The following is a 19,266-nucleotide window of genomic DNA, read 5'->3' on the forward strand; positions in this document are numbered from 1 at the left end:
AACGAGAATGGAGAAAAAGTGGATTGCTTTAACAAACACTAGTATAGGAATTTTCCTAGCCTTTGCTAACTATAATATGATAATATTAGCTCTACCAACCATATTCTCGTCCTTGAACTTCAATCCAACATCACCGGGTGCATTGGATTACCTCCTTTGGGTGATATTGGGTTACATGATTGTTACTTCATCATTGGTAGTAACCATGGGTAGGATCTCAGATATGAAGGGTAGAGCAAGACTATACATGATAGGATTTCTAATATTCTCCATCTCCTCAGGTCTCTTGGCAAGTGTTGTAAGTCCCGGCGAGGAGGGCATAATGGAGATCATTTTGTTGAGAATTATTCAGGGAATAGGTGGTGGTTTCCTCATGGTAAACAGTGCTGCAGTATTAACTGATTATTTTCCAAAAAGTGAACTAGGAAAAGCTCTAGGATTAAATCAGGTCTCAGGATTAGTTGGTAATGTAGTGGGTTTAATACTGGGAGGAATTCTAGCCACAGTAAACTGGCGTTACATTTTCATCTTCGATCTAGTAGTTGGTGTAGCTGGTACATTATGGAGTTATAGGTCACTGAAGGATGTACAGAAGCCCATCTCACAATCTTTAGATATTATAGGTACTACGTTATTTGGAGTTGGTATAACTGTTCTCTTAGTCTCGGTTACTTATGGTATAACGCCTTATGGCAATCAGGAATTAGGTTGGGGAAATCCTTTTGTAATTGCAGGAGTAATTTCATCGCTTGTTCTGATAGGAATCTTCCTGTTTATCGAGAGTAAAATTAAGAATCCAATGTTTGATTTATCCCTATTTAAAATAAGGGACTTTTCAATAGGTAATTTTACTAATTTTGTGGTATCTTTAACTAGACAAGGTATACTGTTAGTGCTTCTGGTCCTATTACAAGGCATTTGGCTTCCTCTACACGGTATAGCATATGCCGATACTCCGTTTTGGGCAGGGATATATCTTATTCCAAACGTACTAGGTTTCGCAGTGTTTGGTCCAATAAGTGGAATACTATCGGACAAATATGGTTCTAAACTTTTCACCAGTCTAGGTCTATTTCTTAGTGCTATAGGTTTCTTCTTGTTGTCAGAATTACCATATAATTTTAACCCATTGGAATTCTTTGCAGTAACCTTTATTATGGGTGCAGGTATGGGTCTGTTCTCTTCACCTAACATGGCGGATATTATGGCTTCAGCACCTGTGGAAAAGAGAGGTATAGCTTCTGGTATGAGAGCTTCATTGCAGAATACAGGATCTGCATTAAGTGTGGGTGTATACTTCAGTGTGATTATTACAGGAATGGCAGGAAGTTTAGATAACTCTTTGTCATCTGCTCTTCTTGCCCATGGTATTAATCTGAGTATCAACATACCAGCATCTGTTGCAATATTCTCTGCCCTACTGGGTTACGACCCATTGGCTTCGGTAGCCTCAAACCTATCTCCTTCACTAGCTCATGTAATAGATAGTCCCCAATTCTTTGTCTCTGCAATAGCTCCTTCCTTCATGTCAGCTTTTAGGTTAATGCTATATATTTCTACTGCATTACTAATACTGTCAGGAATATTATCACTTATCAGAAAGGGTGTAAGAGTTGGAACAGTGGGAAGTAATATTAAGAGGACACAAGAAACTGAGGAAGTTACTTCAGAATGAAGCAGAGAAGCTCGGTTTAACTTACACTGACGTTCAAGTATTGCATTCTCTAAGCACTGGTGAGAAGAATGTTTCCACACTAGCTAAACTAGTGGATGTGAATAAGTCTACTATGGTAGAGGTCTTAGACAAATTAGAGAAGATGGGCTACATAAAAAAGAGTAAGAATGAAGAAGATAAGAGAGTGGTTATAATTAAAGTTACAGAGGAGGGGCTGAACATCCTGACTCAGGTGAGGACAAGGTATAAGGATATCATTTTAACATTGCTCAATAAGGTAGAAAATAAGGATTGTGTATTGGCATTCTTTAATGCTATAATTGATGAAGCAGAAAAACAAAGCTTGTCTACTCTTGCTTAACTAAATCCTGAATTTTATGGTAAATTTCTTCAAGTGAACTTACAGTTATACCTTCGATCTTTTAGTCCACATTTTTTATCTCGCATACTATAATTGGAGTTTATTTACTTAAGTTATAAGCAGATTTTAGTATAGTTAATATGGTTTTGCTTATAGTATCCTGCACCCAACTCAAAAGTAAATTTTTAAATCATTTGGACTAAATATAATATAGAGAGTGGAATGACCAAAGTTGAGGTGATCGAAATTGAGATCAGTGAGTTATGCCGTCATAAGCTGGACTCTCTGGAGTCTAGCGTTGTACCTCACACTTCCGTATCTTTCTCCCGCTATCGAACACTCAATTAATAATACGCTTTTTGTGGGTCCACTTTACATAATCTCTTCGGGTATTGGTAGTCTAAGTTTATTGGCTCTTGAACGTCACGTGAAATTGCTATCAACTTTAGGGTTAACACTTTCAGGATTAGGACTATTAATGATAGGGGTAGACGCTAATCAACTCCTGACTGTAATTGGCTTTATCTTTTATAACCTATACTGGCTTTCAGTTCCAATTTTCTACCATTTGCTATCTGAAGAGGAGGGCTCTCTCGCTAAAGTGTGGTCTTTATCCATGGTTCCTGCAATAATAATGCCAATAATTGCTGGTATACTGATAAGATGGGGCGAAATCGTTATATTTGTACTAGGCGGTTTGCTTCAACTAAGTTCCTCAGTGATCTTAATCTTTGCTAGTCCTCGAATACATGAAGACTACACGGTCGATTATGACGTAGGTATCCCTAAAAATGTGATCTTCGTAGTCCTTCCGCTCTCTATAGTACTACCATTCCTTTACTTGGATGTGAGACAGTCGTTGATATGGTTAATTTACTCCTCAGGGCAAATCCTGGGTATTTTAATTTCGTGGTTCCTGTGGAAGTCTAAAAATGCCATAATGTTATCTTTGATAATATTTTCAGGGATAATACTCTCGTTACTTTCACCTATAGGTATGTTGTTCTACGGATCCTCAGAAGCCTTAGTTGCATTAGGAATAGAGAAGTCAAGACCAAGTCTAATGAAGCAAGCGATAAAAGTTGCTTTCACTGAAGCCATGGTTTGGACTTTTGGATTTACAATAGGTTCATTATTATACTACATATCAAGTTTCTTACCATTTGTATACTCCTCTCTGGTCTCGTTGATACTAGCAATCATAATTGGCTTATTCAGTGGATTGACCTTTGACGATAAGATCAGCTACAATGTGTTAAAGAATGTAGCTCACCTTGAAATTAGAAGATATCTTACACTACTTGAGGGAATATTTCCATACTTCAAAATATCGTAGTTTTTACAATCCTGGACTTCCGCATAAGGTAAAAAGTCTTTTTTCTCTTTCCAATTAATCTTATAATTTATGCTTCCTCATCAACATATAAAGCAACTACTTGATAAGGTCTTACGAAATTATTCTATTGATAACATTAGGGAAAATGGTTATGATCTTAGAATATGTGGTGATAAATATTATGAAGTTTTAGGAGACGCAGAGCTTCCCAGTAAGAAAAGTAGTTTGAAAGAATATAGATTTGATGAGTTTGCAGAATTGAAACCACTTAAAACTTATTTATTTGAGTCTTGCGAAGAGTTCGAGATGCCATGTGACCTAGCTGTTCTAATAACATTAAAGAGTACTATGGCTAGAAACGGGTTCTTAGCACCTCCTACTGTTATTGATGCCGGATATAAGGGGAAAATAGCAGTGGCGTTGACTCCAGTTTACAGTACAAAACTAAAAAAGGGAATGTCAACCCATCATCTCATCTTTCTCAGATTAGACGAACCATCCTCAAAAACCTATTCAGGAAAATACCAGGGTGGTGTAATACTATAAGAAAATATTGGTACGTTAACGTTAAGCTACTTTTACGGTAAGCTTCACTTTATACTTTCGTCCAGGCTTGGTTATTTCATATTCAACTCTTATGTTATTGCAGTTGTAGACGTTCTTTATCATATCATATCCTAGGCTTGTGTTGTCTTTGGTGCAATATTCTCTATTTATCCCTATGTTCAAGAGAAATCTATCCACCTTTTCTTCTACTTCATTTAATGAGGATGCGTAAAACTCAGTATTTATTGTATTTCCAGATACAGTAGTAGTCGTCATATTGTTTGTAAAAAACATGAGGGACAATACGGATATCGCTACACCAGCTATGGTAAATATAATAATGAGTAAAGTGAAGATGTTCCCAAAGAGTGATATACGTAGAAAATAAACAAGTGAGAGATACAATAGCGATGATATAACATCACAAATTGCTAAGGATATTAGCCCTCTCTTAAACTCCCTTTCCAGCATGGCAGTGACGAAACCCAGAATAAAAGGTCCTAATAATGGTATCCACCACACTGCAACAGCTAAGGGTAATTCATACTTTAACTTCATATGGATTCTTAGTAGTAACTCCCACTTTTTTAAATGTGGGTATAAATTTTTCTTGGTAAGTTCTATTAATGTAACGTAGTTAAAGAATTACTTATAAATGGAGAAAACTAAAATTAACAAGGCGATAATTAATGATGAAAATATTTAATCAGAAGGGAAAACTGTATGAAGGTCCTATATGGGCATATAACTCATTGTACTTTGTTGACATACCCAAGGGGGAATTACACACTCTGAAAGATGACGGTTCACACAGGGTCGTAAAATTTCCAACATACGTTAGTTCCTTACAACCTAATGGGAGAGGTGGTATAATTGTTACTGCAGGAAAGGGCTTCTACTTGGTACAGGATAAGGATCAAATATCGTTATTATACGAGGTTAAAGACTGGGATTCTAGGAACAGGTTTAACGATGGAAAATGTGATCAGATGGGAAGGTATTGGATAGGGACAATGAATTTGGAGGAGAAGTATCCTACAGGTGGTCTATTTGTACTTGACTTCAACATGAAGTTTAGGAGAGTTTTAACAGATGTTACCATATCAAACGGATTAGCATGGAGCCTAGATAATAGGTACCTATATTATATCGACTCTCCGACTAGAAAAATATTCAGGTTTAAATTTGACTTGGAGAAAGGAGAGATCTCGCAGAGGGAAGTCCTTATAGATCTTAGGGAGTACGAAGGAGTTCCAGACGGTATGACTATTGATAGTGAGGGAAACCTGTGGGTTGCCTTATATGGTGGAGGAGCCGTTTTGAGAGTTGATACGGAGAAGAGAAAGGTAATCCAACAGCTGAAATTACCTGCTCCAAGGGTTACTTCAGTTACATTTGGCGGGAATAATTTGAAAACCCTGTTCATAACAACTGCTAATGACCATCCTGATGGGGGATTTGTCTATTCTGAAGAGGTTGATGTAAGGGGAGTAGAGACTTATTATTGTGGGTTCTAAGAGTACCTAAAGACTCTAGGTATTTTCACTTGGATTTCTGTTAATATAACTTTGTGGAGAGATGATGGTATCTAACCGTGTTTTAAAGAGATTATAGACTAGACTTATCATCTAAATGGTTCTTATAAACTTAGAGATATACCTCAACCTTTCAGATAGTGCAGGATGGGTAGAGAAAATGAAACCTTTTTTCTCATCCCTCAATATTGTCTCCTTAGCTAACGCTAAGTCTAATTCAGAGTAGTCCTTGATTATTTCATGGGGTAGAAATCTACTCAGATAACCTATCTTCACTAGTGCATTAGCTAGGTTTAATGGTATCCAGTTAGTTGTCCTACATGCCTTAATGTCAGCGTTCTTTTCCAATAACCTGTGTATAGGGAATAGTAAAATTACACCTATTATTAGTTCAGAAAGTCCTAGTAGCGGGTTGTAGTTTGCTATGTAAATGTAGAATGTGTTAACAATTAAAACATATATTAGCTGTATCTCAATGTCTCTGTTTTTGATGTGATGTAACTCATGAAGTAAAACAGAGATTAACTCCCTTTCATTAAGCGATTCTATTAAGCCTCTTGTGACTATGACGTTATAAGAGGTAAGGTTACCTAAAACGAAAGCATTAGGCTTGTTAGAGTTGACCTCTTGTATTTTTACGTTTTTCATTTGTGCTAATGCTAAAGCGTATTCAAATTCTCTCAATATATCTGCATTTTCCACTCTTTTTGACTTTATTATCCTGAGTAGTATTTCAGGAGAGATCAAATACCATAGGAAGAGAATTAATACAACTCCTATAATCTCTATGTAGAAAAGTGGAGGAACTAGAAAATAAATAGTCAAGATGAGTGCAAAGAGAATTATTATTGTTGCTAGATGATATCTCCACCATAGGTGCATTGTAATGTTTTACCACTCATAAACTTATAAGAGTTAATAAAAGAAAGTATGTATAATCTAGTTCGCAAGGAGTTACTTGAAACCAGCTAGGGAAATAAGTACACCAACCTTATTTTGCTCCTTGATAAAAGGTTTTGTCGTATATTCGTATAAGCCTCATACTACCTCTATGATTTAACTTAACTGTTCTATAGAAATCATAAATTAACTTAGTTAGGACATGAAGTATTTATGTCCAACTATTCATAACTTTTCAGCAGAGAAATATTTAAAGAAAATATTTATGTCTATGTTTATAAGAACAATATTAATCTTTTAAAAATACACAATCTGAAAAAGTTCATTAGTTTAAGTTTTTAGTAAAAACTGTGAATTTCGGTGTAAAAATAATTTTGCATAATGTTTATTAATATTCTCTGCATTATCCACTAGAATTGAGGGATCTCGACATTAGAGAGGTATCAGTAATGATGAATGTGAAGAGAGTAGACCTAACTAAGGTTAGTGGTGAAGTTAGGTTCTTGATTATGAAAACTTTGTTGACAGCAAAACCCATAATTATATTCAGGACCCATGAGAGAGGAAAAAAAATTATAATAGAACTTTGTGAAATTTTAGACTACCCTTACAGAGAGGAGTTAGAAGATGAAAAGGGGATATCTTTAATAGAGATTAGGAGGGAGAAAGAGATCACTGACGCTATAACTGGTACAGTTAACGAGATAGTAAATTTTAATCCCTCGGGAATAGCTAACAGACTAACTAATCCTTCTACACTACTCTCTTTCATACCGGAAATTCAAGGTATAGAGGACGTAAATCCTAGTTATTACTTCTTTACCGTGAACTGGCCTAATAAAATAAGAGTTCCCCTTGTTTTACATAAGATTAAGAGCTATGGACCTAAGTATATTATTAGATATTTAGGGTTCACCAGGTCGTTTACACAAACATTTCTGCTAAAAATAGACTTCATAGTATCTAGAAACTTAAATGGAAGTAAAATAGAGATGATCGAGAGTTACAAAGGTTCCTTCAAATTTTTGGCTGATAATAAAATAAAGGAACACTTATCCCTATTCAAGGAGAAAATTAAATTCATTTTGTTTTAGCTTTTTATTTGTGCGAACTCCTATCTAACTAGAATTGACACTGGCAAAGGTTTTCTCCCAAAAATTAAATGAACTTGGCATAGACACTATCTACATTGGTCATGAGAAACCATCATTACAGTCATTGGCTATAAAGATGATCCTTAAGAATTATGGGCTTGTTGAGGAAAATAGGGAAGGTAAGTTAATAGCTCAGGACTATGGTATTAAGTTGATAAGTCAAAAAGGAGAAGAGGTTTCACGGTATACCTTTCGTAAGGGTGGTAAGAAAATAGATCTCCATTTACCTGAGTATCCGAAGATGGTAGTTGATTTGGGCTTGTTTGATTTTTTGGATGAGGAGGAAAGGGAGAAGACTTTATTTCAAGTAAGTTTGTGTTTGAGCGTAATGAGGAGATTCCTATGGGACGGTAATTTAACTATAGTGGGAAAAACTGATTATGTGTTAGGTAGAGCTAAGATTGTCTCAAATTTGAGTTTAAGTAATGGAGATAAACCAATTGTACTTGATCCTTATGGTGATATTGTAGCTACTGACCAGTTGCTGAGGGATCATAACGTCTTCATAATAGGCGGTATTGTGGATAAGGGTAGAAGGTTGGACAGGGCTACGGAGAGGTTAGCTATGCAGAGGGGTTATGACTTTCCGAGGGTAAAGATTCAACTGAAAGGTAGTATAATAGGAGTCCCTGATGAGATAAACAAGATACTTGAAATAGTATTGAGAGTAAAGGAATTAGGTCAAAGTTTAGAAGAGGCTATAATTTCTCTTCAATCCAAGTCAGATAAAATATCAAGGCTATTGCATGACATTAAACAATATGGAATAGAGGTTTTTGAGGAAGAGGTAAGATGGTTAAATGCTGATATTAGGGTTATTGAAATAGTTAGAAGTAGACTAGGTAGGAAATGAAAAGAACCTTTAGATAGGCATCATGAGCACTTTTTAAAATAATTTTGGTTTATGTTGTTTTTTATTAAATTATGAGTTAATAAGAAATACTCCTAAAGGCTAATGAAGTAGGAAATATCTTTAAAAATTAGCAAAACTTATATATCGTCCAATGTATACACTAATTACATAAGTATCTTCATGAGATTGAAAGGTGTCCCATTTATGCTGAATGTGAAAGAGGTTGATCTGACAAAAGTTGAAGGTGATAAGAGATTTGCTATACTTTCAGCTTTTTTGACCGTGAGACCTATTATTCAGCTTAAAGCTGATGATGACGATAGTATTGTTAGGATATTTGAGTTGTGTCAGCTATTAAGCTATCCTTTTAAAGAGAGTGTAGGTGAGGACGGTGTGACCACTTTTGAGATTAGAAGAAAGAAAGATTTACCTAAAGACTTGCCCAGTTCCATGGCAGATGTTAATGTGCCTTTCAAACCTGAGAAGATTGCCTCTAAACTGGGAACTCCAACTATTCTGACCAGTTTTATACCTGAGTTAGTAAGTGTTAGAAGAGTAGCACCAAAATCATATATGTTTAAGATAAAGACTTATGGAGAAATTCCATTCGTTGTTTATAAGGTAAAGACTCCAACTCCACGTTATATTATACGCTACTTTGGTTATGACACTAAGTTGTTTGGTCAGTTCATGTTAAGAATTGAGTTCATCATTACTAAGGCTAAAGGTGGAAGTAGGGTTATAATGACCGAGACCTATAAGAGAGCGTTTGGAGCTGAGGGAGCAATAAGGAAACATTTATCACTATTTAGAGATAAAATGAGCTCCGTTCTTTTCTGAGAGATTTCTACGGATATTCTATTCCGTGATCATTACTAAAACTGAAAATTTGCTTTCGAAAGATATTTATTAATTTTCATATAACCAAATCACTTTGATAAATTTTTGAAAAAAGCCTTTATAGACTTTATTAACACTTTTAATTTATGCAAAAACCTGAAGAAGCGTATTCCATAAGAGTAATACCAGATGTAAAGATAGTAAGTAAAGGTATTCTACACACGGAAAATAAAATAGAGGGGGATGAATATAGGAGCTACATTTTCTTAAACCTAGAAAGGATAACCAATAGAGGATATGAGGCATCACCCTCCATTAGGGAAAACATATTATACTACGTTAATACTAAGAGGAACTCTCTAATCATGCAGAGGGAGTTTGGTCAACCTGAGGAACTCTTTAGATTAGGTAAGGTTTCCAAGTACACTTTCCATGAGAAGGGAATTCTAGTTATAGGTGAAGACAAAGCAGACAAAAAATCACCGTTTGTAGCATCAAAGCTCAAGTACAGATTTGATAGTAGGGGTCTGCTAAGAAGTAGACTCTCACTGTATCTGTTCTCTCATAACGAATTAAGAAAAGTAGTGTCAGGTGATTTTGACGTAACTGATGTCGCTACAAACGGAAAGAGGGTCGTTATCTCAGCAACTAAAGAGGGAGACGATTACGGTCTAGGAGACCTATATGAGGTAGATATTGAAACTGGTGAGCTAAAAAGGATCACGAAAAGTGAGGGGACTGTAGTTACAATTGCCATGAACGAGAAGGGCGATGTTGCATATCTTGGTCATAGAGAGGGTAAGACACCATGGTCCACCTCAAAAGTCATTCTACCTGAGCTTGGAATTACATATGAATGTGGTAAAACTTGTGGTAATCACGTGTTGTCTGATCTATTTGATGGCGTAAAGGATAGACTAGTTTTCGAAAAGGATGTTATTATATCTCCAGGTCAGGAGGGCGGGGAGGCTCACCTCTATCTGTTATCTGATGGTAAGAGTCAGAGGATGACAGATGGTAAAATAGTAGTGAGGTCCTTTGACTATAAGGAAGGCAAACTAGTCTACACTTACTCTACACCCGAGAAACCGGTTGTGTTATACTATGAGGGGCAAATTTATGACCCTAACCCTGATGTCAAGGGATTTTCTCCCCAGAGAGTTGAAGTAAATGGGATTGAGGGATGGGCAATAATCACTGGAGAAAATAATCCCACAATCCTGTTCGTCCATGGTGGTCCTCATACAGCCTATGGATATGCATATTTCATAGAGTTTCAGTACTTTGCTAGGAATGGGTATAATGTAATTTACTCTAATCCTAGGGGAAGTCAAGGTTATGGAGAGGAATTTGCAAAAGCCTGTGTAGGCGACTGGGGTGGGAAAGACATGAACGATTTACTACTTTTTGTTGAGGAAGTTAAAAGGAAGTATACTCTCAAGGGCAAGATAGGGGTCACCGGAGGGTCTTATGGAGGTTTTATGACAAATTGGCTTGTAACACAAACCAACGTCTTCTCAGCTGCAATTAGTGAAAGAGGAATATCAAACCTAATAAGTATGAGTGGTACTAGTGACATAGGTTTTTGGTTCAATGCTATTGAATCTGGTGTGACTGACCCATGGACTGAGGAATCCCAAATGAAGTTAATGAGAATGTCACCGATATTTTACGTGAAGAATGTTAAGACCCCAACAATGCTAATACATGGTGAAGAAGATTACAGATGCCCTATAGAGCAATCTGAGCAATTCTTTGTTGCGCTTAAGATGAATGATGTTGATACAATACTAGTGAGGTACCAACAGGACAGCCATGAACACGCTAGGAGAGGAAAGCCTAAAAACATGAGGGATAGGTTAACAAGAAAGCTGGAATGGTTCGATAAATATCTGAAGACATAATTTTTATATTTTGCACTTATCTCAGCAAGTAATTGTGGGTAGTATTTTCAAATGAAACCACTAAACAGTACAATAGTGCTAGTTTAGCCCTCTCACTTAATAATCAAGTAGCGTCAGTGTTAGGATCTGGGTTAATCTCGATAACAAATACTCAAGTTTTAAACGTAACCAAGTTAACGGGAAATATAGAGAACGGAATATTTTCCCTGTCAGGAAATATAAAGAATACACAGACTGATTTCACTTTTTTCGGTGGGTATACGAACGGTACATTACTGACTTCCTCTCCGCCCTAAAGGGCGAGGCTTTCATTCTTTTGTAAAGTAGGATTATAGATTACACCTTTGAAGGTTATTATTTCAGGAGTTATCTCTGCTAAATAGACAATATTAATACCCGTGACCATTCACAGAAATTAGATAGATGTTATAGCAGTTATGAATTTGTATGGGAGGGGTTATCTAGGCCTCTCGCCTTCTTCCTATATGAGGGATGTAAGCCCAAATCGATAGGGGGAACCCTCACGATTTATGGCAGGGAGGAAGTTAGCCTAGCATATATCAAGACATGGATCTGAAAGTTGCAATACCGTAGACTTTAACAAATTTCCTAGTGAATAATCTATCGTCGTCAAATGCTAATGACGAGGGACTATCAACTCTGACTTTATCTTCAACTTACAGAGTATTAAATACAGAGACTTATACAAACATGGGATTCATATCATCAGGTCAGTTCATATTACCTTCTAGTCAGCCACTGGTCTCTTTTTCAGATTAATTTTTAAACAAACAAACTATTTTTCTTTTTCCCTTCTCTTCTCCATTCCTATTAATTCTCTCCTTGTTTTTCCTGTTAACGTTTAGCTACTAGGTACTGTCGTATAAGTATATACTATTCTAAACCAATAGTTGTTTACTTTGTATATAATCCATACTACCAAATCTTGGTTACTATTTACTCCATTATATTTTATCGTAAAAGGAGAATTGAAGGAGACCGTGTAGACCTGTAAGTTAGAAGGGGAGTAAATTACTGACCCTCCTACGTCATATATACTCCCTGATATAGTGGTGGTCTTGGCTAGTTGATTGTTTGTCAAGTAAACTTGATAATTTAGTGAAGATGTAGACGGTGTAACTACTCCTACACTGGGCTGTAGTGATGCAGGTATTGTAAACGCTACTACCTCAATACTACCGTTAACACTGGGGTTATAAACTTCTGCCACTACACTTCCTACAGTGTTATTAACAAGGAGAGGTCCTACAGATAGGGAAGTGGAACCAGCAATTTGGTTAGCTTGTTGCTGAGATATGGAAAATACCTCTTTTGGTAAGAAGTAAGCGAATGAGAATGCTAGAAGAGCAATCCCAATTCCTACTACAGCTATAATTAATATTAATTGAGGAACTACTGACTCCATTGTTTAACAACTATAATCGACAATATATAAGTTTTTCAGAAGAATCGAAAGATATAAAACTGTCTTATACAATTTTAGAATGTGCCTACTGTAGTAGCTACATTTATACTTGTCATAGCTGTATTCTTGATATCTATCATAGTCTTCTTCTATTACGCAGGATATTTGGGTTTACTTTCTCCATCAATCATTAACCAGGAGTATCTTATAGGTCTATCTAAATCTATACAGATAAGTGTCTCTAATGTTGCATTCAAAGGAGTTTCACCAAATCTGATTAGCTTTAACGTTAGTTATTTAATCACAGTTAGCTCTCCTGCAAAAGTCCTCACAGTCATCCCCTTTGTGACTGTGAATTCGCCTAGCATATTTTACTCTCAACCCTCAACAAATCAGAATGTAATAATTACAAAAGCCAACTCAACTGCTTACATTCCGCTTAAAAATTTCAGAATAAATGGACCAGTATATATACCTCAACAGAATATGCTTTTAGGAAATTTGGTCAATATTTATGCGTATAACATGTCTTCCAACTCCTCTTATGTAATTTATGCGAATGTGAAGCCTGGTCAAATAATAGTTCTTTGGTTCCTGTTATATTATAGTGGGAAGTGGTATAGACTAGGTTATGGTTATTTGGACCCTAATCCTTCATTAGCTGTAAATACCATTTCAGGAACAGGTAAATATAATGTAACTTCACAATCAGCTCCTCAGCCTTTAATAAGCGTAAATAACCAGGGGTTTCAATTTGGCATGTGGTTTTCTCCCATAATAAACTCATCGATTCCAGTCCCACTACTTAATATATCATTTAACTCTGTGAGTCATGGTGGTTCCAACTATACGTTAACATTTTATGTGAAGAATAGTAATTTGTATTTATCAGGAACTCAAATTCCAAATACCTTAATTGCACAGCTTAATGTTAGGCAATACTATTTCCTCAATTTTAGTTTTGGTTCTTTCCTTAATCTGGTTAATAATGTTAATGTAAATTTATACAATTCGACAACCCAAATAAATAAAACATTAATTTCCCTTAATATAGGTTCACATAACGGTTACAACTTTAGCGTAACTTTTGGATCTACTAAGTACTCAGAGTTTGCTATCTTTCAAGCATTTTTTGTTACTGTCCAAGACAAAACAGGTCTACCGGCGTTCTACAATGTCTCTAATCAGGTTCTAAATAATGGTTATCTATACAATAATACTAATAATTTGTTCAATATAATTAATAATAATAATAATCTTTACGCTGTGGGCTATTGGTATTTTGTATACCCCTCTTTCCCAATTCCTAAACAAATTTCAGGTTTATTGTGGTATTATTGGAAGTCTAACAATCTGTATAACTTAACTATACCTGAGACCTCACCTAATACTTATGTTGCGGTATGATTGAAATACCTCTTAAATCTATCAACAATATTTTTAAGAGTCTTCGCTCTTCCCCTATAATCTGAGTTTTGCTTTTAAAAATCTTTAAATAAAGTCAAAGAGTAAAGTCAAAGAGTTGAGTAATACTACCTTCGATAAGATATATTAGATTTTTCACCATAAGTGAGTAAAAAGATACATTTATTAAATAGATGTCTATAATAATGTATAGGAGAATGAAAAGGCAAAAATTACGTATTGGTTTATCAATCCCTATAGGTCTCTTGATATTTCTTGTTATATTAGCACTGGTTCTCGTACCCGCTATAATTATATTTAATTCTTCTTCTTCATATCTTTCCCAATCAAATATAGCTAATTCCGGTCAACAACAATTGAAGGAAAAAGAACAACAACAGATATTTAGAGGAAATCCTAATATCTTTTACAACTCAACAAAAAATCCTCCCCCAACACTGGTTTTCATTTATAACAACATACCTGTTCCCTTCAATATTTCAACAGTGTATTACTTTAATGGAACCATGTGGTTGCCTGTCACAAAGAATATAGTAGTGGGGTACAACGTGACATTGCCATTGCCCAATTACGTCTTTAACAAACCTCTTTTAATAGTAAGTGCATTATCTAATTTCTATTTCTTATACCCTAATACTTCTGTCACGGCAATTATGGTATCAGGACCTGTTGGTAAAATACCGGTTTACATTACTGCATTTGCCATAAATGGGTCAAGGTATTTACCATTAAACGTTAACATGAGACTTGGGCAGGAAAATAACTTTTCCTCTCCTAAGATATTCTACCTAACACCAGGTACATATCAGTTAACAGACAATAATATTAAAGTATTTTTACAGCAATATGGTCTCACAGCACAATTTATGAACTGGTCTTATGTGGGTAATGGTCAGTTAACAAGTGCTACATCCCCATCAACTACATTCACCGTAACTGGTCCACTCGTAATAACTGCTGTATATAAGACATTTACACAGACCTATAAAGTGCTCATAATGCCAAACAACATACCACTTGGGACAAGTTTGACATATAACATTAAAGGAAATTGTAACGGTAATGGTAAAGGAGGCTGTATAAGCACTACAGTCACTTTGACTTCTCTAAACACTACTATTCCAGTTTTTGTAGACAACAGATTATATCAGGTCGGACAAAACGGCATAACATTAAGTTTATCTTATGGTTACCATATTATTCAGTTCCCCTCAAGTTACAATATAACCTTCAATTACACTGGTGGATATTTCACAAAACCAGTATTGGGTGGTCAAATTACTACGTACACATTTACTAATCTACTATCTAGCTCTAGCAATATATCAGTACTTGGTAACACTGAGATATTTCTAAATGGTAGCGGTACAGTCAAGGGCGTGTTTAGTAATACCTCCACATATTACTTAGTTACAGTTTATAACAATTTTGCATTTCCTAATAACGTTTATTATTATACTAATAATACACCCGTTTTAGGTAATATAGCAGCACAACTACTTGGCGTAACAGTGTCTACCACAGGTCAAAATATCGTATTGGGTCCAACTCAGAACTATGTGCCTGAGAAAATTTATTTTAAGGCGAACACTAATCTTAATATATATATTGACTACTTAAATACTATCAATGGTACATTTACTATATTTAGTAATTATGGAAAAGGAAGTTACATAGGGCTATTATCATATCCAAACGGTGTTCAGGTCTACAATGTTTTTAGTTATTCAGGAGGACGACCTCAAACCTATAATCCTCAGGCAAATAATGGAAATTATGGGACAATTCAAGTCATTTCTCCACTTATAATAATTAACAATCAGGTGTGGGAATACGGTGGTGTGGAAAATGGCTAAAGCCATATCTGCTCCCATTACTTTTGCCATAATTTTAGTCATTGGTATATTGCTCCTAATTCCTTTCCTTACTTACGTAACGTACTTATCTCAAAGTAACCAGATTTCTCAAGCTCAATTCAATAATTATGTTTACCTGAAGAACTTGGAACAACAGAGGGCGGTATCAGGCAGACCAGGCGTATACTATAATGGTAGCTCTCTATTTATCTTATATTCCAACGGAACTTTCGTACCCAATTCGAGCATAATAGTTGTAGGAATTCTCTACCTTAACAATTTGGGTGTTTGGCAGAACATAACAAGCCTGAAGTATCCTATAATTCTCAATAAGACTGCTTCAATTAATCTACCATCAAATGTGGCTGGCAAACCTATAATACTGGTGACTTCACTGGGTAATATATTCTTTTTACAACCTGGGTCAAGTATTGGTCCCTACTCCAACTCCATTAGTAAAGGGGGAGTAACTATAATATCCCAGATTTACACTTCATCTCAAATATATTCAACCTCAATTAATATTACAAGTAACATAAATGGAAAATTTAGCAATTACACTACTCCAATAACTTTTTCCAACCAGACAGGAACATTTCAAGTAAGGGCACCAAAGTATATCTACTATATTAACAGTAAGACGGGTAGAGTAATTACGGGAGTATTTAGTAATTGGCAAATCCTAGGTTCGGGAACAGTAAATAGTACAACAACTCAGGGGATTACAGTTACATTACAAGGGAAGCCTGCTATTTTAATAGCTAACTATTCCCAACTTATTCAGAACGTATCTCTTTCCATTACGACTAATGCCAAATTTAGTGTAGTGGTTAATATAAATGGTGTGAGCTATACGGTAAATAATGGTGTATTATTAGTTACTGTACCAGCAGGATATGTCAACTTTACAGTTTATACACTCCAGGGAAACGATACTAGTTTAAAGTCGAGCGGAATTATTAAACATTACAAGTTTAACACAATTAATTACAACGGAAATAGTTATGTAACTAACTCTCAGCTGCTATTCCTTCCACCTAATTCTAATTTATTGCCTTATGTACAAATAAACTATATCAACGATTATAACTATTATCAAGTGACTTTTAATAGCTATTACGACTCCCCACCTCCTGGTGGAGTAGATGTCTATTTAAATGGCACTGAATATAACTATGGAGAAACTTATTGGATAATAGGGGGTAACTATAGTTTTGGTCCCACTGGGATATTTACGGGTTATCAAACATACCAAGCAAAAGAAGTGACTATTGCTGAAAATAACGTGATAGTCAAATACTATTATTTTCCTGACATACCAAGTTATATACTTATTAATCAACCAATGACAATAACAGTCTATTACGACTATGTAATAAATTGGGTGCCGATATGAGGGCGATCTCAGACTACATAGGGTTTGTAATAGCTCTAGTTATACTTGTGGTATTGTTAATACCATTATTTCTTGTCCTTACAAACTATTCTTCACCGTCAACTCAACAGATCAACTACTATCCTATAATAAGTAATCAGGTTAATGGTGGTAGTGTACCCATTTATTATAACGCAACTCCTAATGGTCCTACCATAATAGTGTTTAAACAAAGCGGAAATTACACGCTATTTGGTGTCTATTATCTAAATGGTGGTAAAATTTACAATATAACTCAAGAAGTGAATGTGATTATAATAAGTTCAAGCGGTAAAGTGACCAATACTGGTAAGACTCTTCCAGTGGCTCTAGTATATAACTTTACCATTCCGAAACAGTACTGGAACTATACTTTAATTTTACAGCTTCAGGCGTATCAGACAACTGTGTACGCGACGTTATATCCTAACACCACAGCATTAGTCTAGAATGGCTACCACATTACCATAAGTGTCCGTTGATTAAATAAGTAATTGTAGGGACAGAAGAAAAAGAAGAGAAGGAGAGAAAAAATTCTCTTTCTTTAAATATACCTTTTCTGAACTCACTCTTTGAGTTCTATTAGGTATGTCCCTAGGCTTATACCCCAAACCAACTCAGGGTATACTATTAGCCTCTCTAAACCGCCATTACCTAGAGGTCCATACATTTTTCCCATATACAGGAACAGTGAAATCAGTGTTATTACTCCTAATACAGTCCAAAAGTAATTTCTTCTAATTGACGTAAATATTGCAGCTAGACCGCCGAAAAAGAAAGCTAATAGTGCGCCAATAAGGTGTGGGAGTCCGGTGGTCTCGGGAAAGAGACCGACTATTAGGGCTCCTATCCCGTTCAAGAGGACTAGGTATGACGCGTAGGAGAACACTTTCCTCATTAAGATCGACGCCACAATTACTAATACTCCAAGAAGGGCTACCGATACGTTAAATATTATGGCAGTACTCCCAACACCTAGATCACTTATGTAGTTGTTTTTCACTGAGTACCCAGGGTATAAGGCTTCCGCTACTATCATCAGGATTAAAAACTGGGCTGTTCCGATTAAGGCTAAGTATCCTGCAACTTTACTTTCTTTCATATACTATTTTCTTTTGTTAGCTTATATAACTGAAAAGCGGAGTGTTGTTGGTATAATCATGATGGATTATTGGAAAAGTATTAATTAGTATATAAACACAGGAAAATAATGTGAATTGGAAAAAGAGGGCAAGTATAATATCAGTGCTTCTCCTTGTAAGCTTCTTAGCTTATGCCTTAGCTAAGAGTACGAGTTATCCTGTCTTAATCCTCTCTACAATCTCGGCTTTATCCTTCTGGTTCGCAATACTACTGTTAATCCCTGAGCGGTTTTATGACTCCACATTCTCTAGTGTAAAAAAGGGAAAGGCATACTGGATTACTTTCTCCTCTTATTTGATATTTCACTCCATCCTCTACGGGACTTTCCTCACAGTACTCCTAGGTTATATTGGCTTTTATCCCTATTTCAGCTGGGGTGTGGGATTTGCTGTTCCTCCTTCACCTATATATTTTATTTACTGGGTAGCCTCGAGTCCGGCTTTTTGGATGTTTATAGGTCCCTATGAGAGTGATATTCTCCCATTCACTATGGTAATTGGTCTCATACTCGGTCTGCTCCTCAGTGCAAATGTTCAAAGCATAGTGGAATTGACTAAAAATGTGAGCGTGTCGAGGAGTAGAATCTCCTCCTCTATTGTTGCCATACCCACACTTGGTATGATATCAGGTACAGCATGTTGCATTTCTCTACCGACAGTCATCCTCTTGTATGTCTCGCTCTCAATAGGTGCAGTTACCTCAGTCCTACCTGTGCTCTCATCTCCAGTTTACTTTAATTTTGTGTATTTTGGTCTACCTATTTTTTCCAGTGTAATTCTGTATTATAACCTTGTGGAACTAAGGAGGATAAACAGAAAGGTATGTGAATTGAAGTGAAACTCAAGTTGTATGATGGAAGGGATATCTGTAAAGATATGGGGAAAAAGTAGTTGTATCG

19 protein-coding genes are annotated in these 19,266 nt (G+C 35.8%); 15 read left to right on the forward strand and 4 right to left on the reverse strand.

Going from position 1 to position 19,266, the window contains the following annotated elements; genetic code table 11:
* The first annotated feature begins 7 nt into the window (after positions 1–7).
* The 4 genes from SUSAZ_07905 to SUSAZ_07920 all read left to right on the forward strand — a co-directional run bounded on the left by SUSAZ_07905 (position 8) and on the right by SUSAZ_07920 (position 3,918).
* The gene (locus SUSAZ_07905) at positions 8–1,675 is read left to right on the forward strand and encodes an MFS transporter (protein AHC51876.1); all 1,668 of its coding nucleotides are present in this window, start codon (positions 8–10) and stop codon (positions 1,673–1,675) included.
* A complete protein-coding gene (locus SUSAZ_07910) occupies positions 1,614–2,036 on the forward strand; it encodes a MarR family transcripitonal regulator (GenBank protein ID AHC51877.1) in 423 nt (140 codons plus the stop codon). Before SUSAZ_07905 ends, SUSAZ_07910 begins: the two co-directional genes overlap by 62 nt.
* Before the next feature lie 433 nt (positions 2,037–2,469).
* A complete protein-coding gene (locus SUSAZ_07915; GenBank protein AHC52550.1) occupies positions 2,470–3,372 on the forward strand; it encodes a hypothetical protein in 903 nt (300 codons plus the stop codon).
* A gap of 69 nt (positions 3,373–3,441) precedes the next feature.
* Entirely contained in the window at positions 3,442–3,918 is a 477-nt protein-coding gene (locus SUSAZ_07920) for a deoxycytidine triphosphate deaminase (protein ID AHC51878.1), read from the forward strand.
* Between the two features lie 21 nt (positions 3,919–3,939).
* Here SUSAZ_07920 and SUSAZ_07925 read toward each other — a convergent pair whose 3' ends face one another.
* Positions 3,940–4,476 (reverse strand): hypothetical protein, encoded by a 537-nt coding sequence (locus SUSAZ_07925; protein ID AHC52551.1) that lies wholly within the window; start codon positions 4,474–4,476, stop codon positions 3,940–3,942.
* Between the two features lie 131 nt (positions 4,477–4,607).
* Here SUSAZ_07925 and SUSAZ_07930 point away from each other — a divergent pair, with 131 nt between their 5' ends.
* Positions 4,608–5,435 carry a hypothetical protein gene (locus SUSAZ_07930; protein ID AHC51879.1) on the forward strand — a complete coding sequence of 276 codons (828 nt, stop codon included), beginning with the start codon at positions 4,608–4,610 and terminating at the stop codon, positions 5,433–5,435.
* A 111-nt stretch (positions 5,436–5,546) separates the two neighbouring features.
* Here the strand turns inward: SUSAZ_07930 and SUSAZ_07935 are convergent, their stop codons facing one another.
* The gene (locus SUSAZ_07935; GenBank protein AHC52552.1) at positions 5,547–6,335 is read right to left on the reverse strand and encodes a hypothetical protein; all 789 of its coding nucleotides are present in this window, start codon (positions 6,333–6,335) and stop codon (positions 5,547–5,549) included.
* A gap of 434 nt (positions 6,336–6,769) precedes the next feature.
* On the opposite strand from SUSAZ_07935, the gene SUSAZ_07940 reads away from it, so the two are divergent.
* From SUSAZ_07940 to SUSAZ_07960, 5 genes are all read left to right on the forward strand, one after another.
* Positions 6,770–7,447 (forward strand): hypothetical protein, encoded by a 678-nt coding sequence (locus SUSAZ_07940; GenBank protein ID AHC52553.1) that lies wholly within the window; start codon positions 6,770–6,772, stop codon positions 7,445–7,447.
* A 34-nt stretch (positions 7,448–7,481) separates the two neighbouring features.
* Positions 7,482–8,360 (forward strand): tRNA methyltransferase, encoded by an 879-nt coding sequence (locus SUSAZ_07945; GenBank protein ID AHC51880.1) that lies wholly within the window; start codon positions 7,482–7,484, stop codon positions 8,358–8,360.
* 180 nt (positions 8,361–8,540) lie between these two features.
* Positions 8,541–9,200, forward strand: a complete 660-nt coding sequence (locus SUSAZ_07950; protein ID AHC52554.1) for a hypothetical protein — start codon at positions 8,541–8,543, stop codon at positions 9,198–9,200.
* Positions 9,201–9,346: 146 nt separating this feature from the next.
* The gene (locus SUSAZ_07955; protein ID AHC51881.1) at positions 9,347–11,104 is read left to right on the forward strand and encodes an acylaminoacyl peptidase; all 1,758 of its coding nucleotides are present in this window, start codon (positions 9,347–9,349) and stop codon (positions 11,102–11,104) included.
* 32 nt (positions 11,105–11,136) lie between these two features.
* On the forward strand, positions 11,137–11,400 hold the full coding sequence (locus SUSAZ_07960; protein AHC52555.1) for a hypothetical protein: 264 nt from the start codon (positions 11,137–11,139) through the stop codon (positions 11,398–11,400).
* A 566-nt stretch (positions 11,401–11,966) separates the two neighbouring features.
* Here SUSAZ_07960 and SUSAZ_07965 read toward each other — a convergent pair.
* A complete protein-coding gene (locus SUSAZ_07965; protein AHC51882.1) occupies positions 11,967–12,530 on the reverse strand; it encodes a hypothetical protein in 564 nt (187 codons plus the stop codon).
* 81 nt (positions 12,531–12,611) lie between these two features.
* Here SUSAZ_07965 and SUSAZ_07970 point away from each other — a divergent pair, with 81 nt between their 5' ends.
* The 4 genes from SUSAZ_07970 (at position 12,612) to SUSAZ_07985 (ending at position 17,674) form a co-directional block, all read left to right on the forward strand.
* The gene (locus SUSAZ_07970; protein ID AHC51883.1) at positions 12,612–13,937 is read left to right on the forward strand and encodes a hypothetical protein; all 1,326 of its coding nucleotides are present in this window, start codon (positions 12,612–12,614) and stop codon (positions 13,935–13,937) included.
* Between the two features lie 191 nt (positions 13,938–14,128).
* Positions 14,129–15,811 (forward strand): hypothetical protein, encoded by a 1,683-nt coding sequence (locus SUSAZ_07975; protein AHC51884.1) that lies wholly within the window; start codon positions 14,129–14,131, stop codon positions 15,809–15,811.
* Positions 15,792–17,207, forward strand: a complete 1,416-nt coding sequence (locus SUSAZ_07980; GenBank protein AHC51885.1) for a hypothetical protein — start codon at positions 15,792–15,794, stop codon at positions 17,205–17,207. Before SUSAZ_07975 ends, SUSAZ_07980 begins: the two co-directional genes overlap by 20 nt.
* Positions 17,204–17,674 (forward strand): hypothetical protein, encoded by a 471-nt coding sequence (locus SUSAZ_07985; GenBank protein ID AHC51886.1) that lies wholly within the window; start codon positions 17,204–17,206, stop codon positions 17,672–17,674. Before SUSAZ_07980 ends, SUSAZ_07985 begins: the two co-directional genes overlap by 4 nt.
* A gap of 116 nt (positions 17,675–17,790) precedes the next feature.
* On the opposite strand, the gene SUSAZ_07990 is transcribed toward SUSAZ_07985, so the two are convergent.
* Positions 17,791–18,327 carry a membrane protein gene (locus SUSAZ_07990; protein ID AHC51887.1) on the reverse strand — a complete coding sequence of 179 codons (537 nt, stop codon included), beginning with the start codon at positions 18,325–18,327 and terminating at the stop codon, positions 17,791–17,793.
* A 134-nt stretch (positions 18,328–18,461) separates the two neighbouring features.
* On the opposite strand from SUSAZ_07990, the gene SUSAZ_07995 reads away from it, so the two are divergent.
* A complete protein-coding gene (locus SUSAZ_07995; GenBank protein ID AHC51888.1) occupies positions 18,462–19,205 on the forward strand; it encodes a hypothetical protein in 744 nt (247 codons plus the stop codon).
* Positions 19,206–19,266: the final 61 nt, after the last annotated feature.

Origin of the sequence: Sulfolobus acidocaldarius SUSAZ (assembly GCA_000508305.1) — an archaeon.
Lineage (GTDB): Archaea > Thermoproteota > Thermoprotei_A > Sulfolobales > Sulfolobaceae > Sulfolobus > Sulfolobus acidocaldarius_A.

Coding starts and splice junctions, on each gene's coding strand:
- SUSAZ_07925 (AHC52551.1), bottom strand. CDS start 4,476: ATGAAGTTAAAGTATGAATTACCCTTAGCTGTTGCAGTGTGGTGGATA.
- SUSAZ_07975 (AHC51884.1), top strand. CDS start 14,129: ATGTCTATAATAATGTATAGGAGAATGAAAAGGCAAAAATTACGTATT.
- SUSAZ_07950 (AHC52554.1), top strand. CDS start 8,541: ATGAGATTGAAAGGTGTCCCATTTATGCTGAATGTGAAAGAGGTTGAT.
- SUSAZ_07935 (AHC52552.1), bottom strand. CDS start 6,335: ATGCACCTATGGTGGAGATATCATCTAGCAACAATAATAATTCTCTTT.
- SUSAZ_07920 (AHC51878.1), top strand. CDS start 3,442: ATGCTTCCTCATCAACATATAAAGCAACTACTTGATAAGGTCTTACGA.
- SUSAZ_07965 (AHC51882.1), bottom strand. CDS start 12,530: ATGGAGTCAGTAGTTCCTCAATTAATATTAATTATAGCTGTAGTAGGA.
- SUSAZ_07985 (AHC51886.1), top strand. CDS start 17,204: ATGAGGGCGATCTCAGACTACATAGGGTTTGTAATAGCTCTAGTTATA.
- SUSAZ_07930 (AHC51879.1), top strand. CDS start 4,608: ATGATGAAAATATTTAATCAGAAGGGAAAACTGTATGAAGGTCCTATA.
- SUSAZ_07955 (AHC51881.1), top strand. CDS start 9,347: ATGCAAAAACCTGAAGAAGCGTATTCCATAAGAGTAATACCAGATGTA.
- SUSAZ_07905 (AHC51876.1), top strand. CDS start 8: ATGGAGAAAAAGTGGATTGCTTTAACAAACACTAGTATAGGAATTTTC.
- SUSAZ_07990 (AHC51887.1), bottom strand. CDS start 18,327: ATGAAAGAAAGTAAAGTTGCAGGATACTTAGCCTTAATCGGAACAGCC.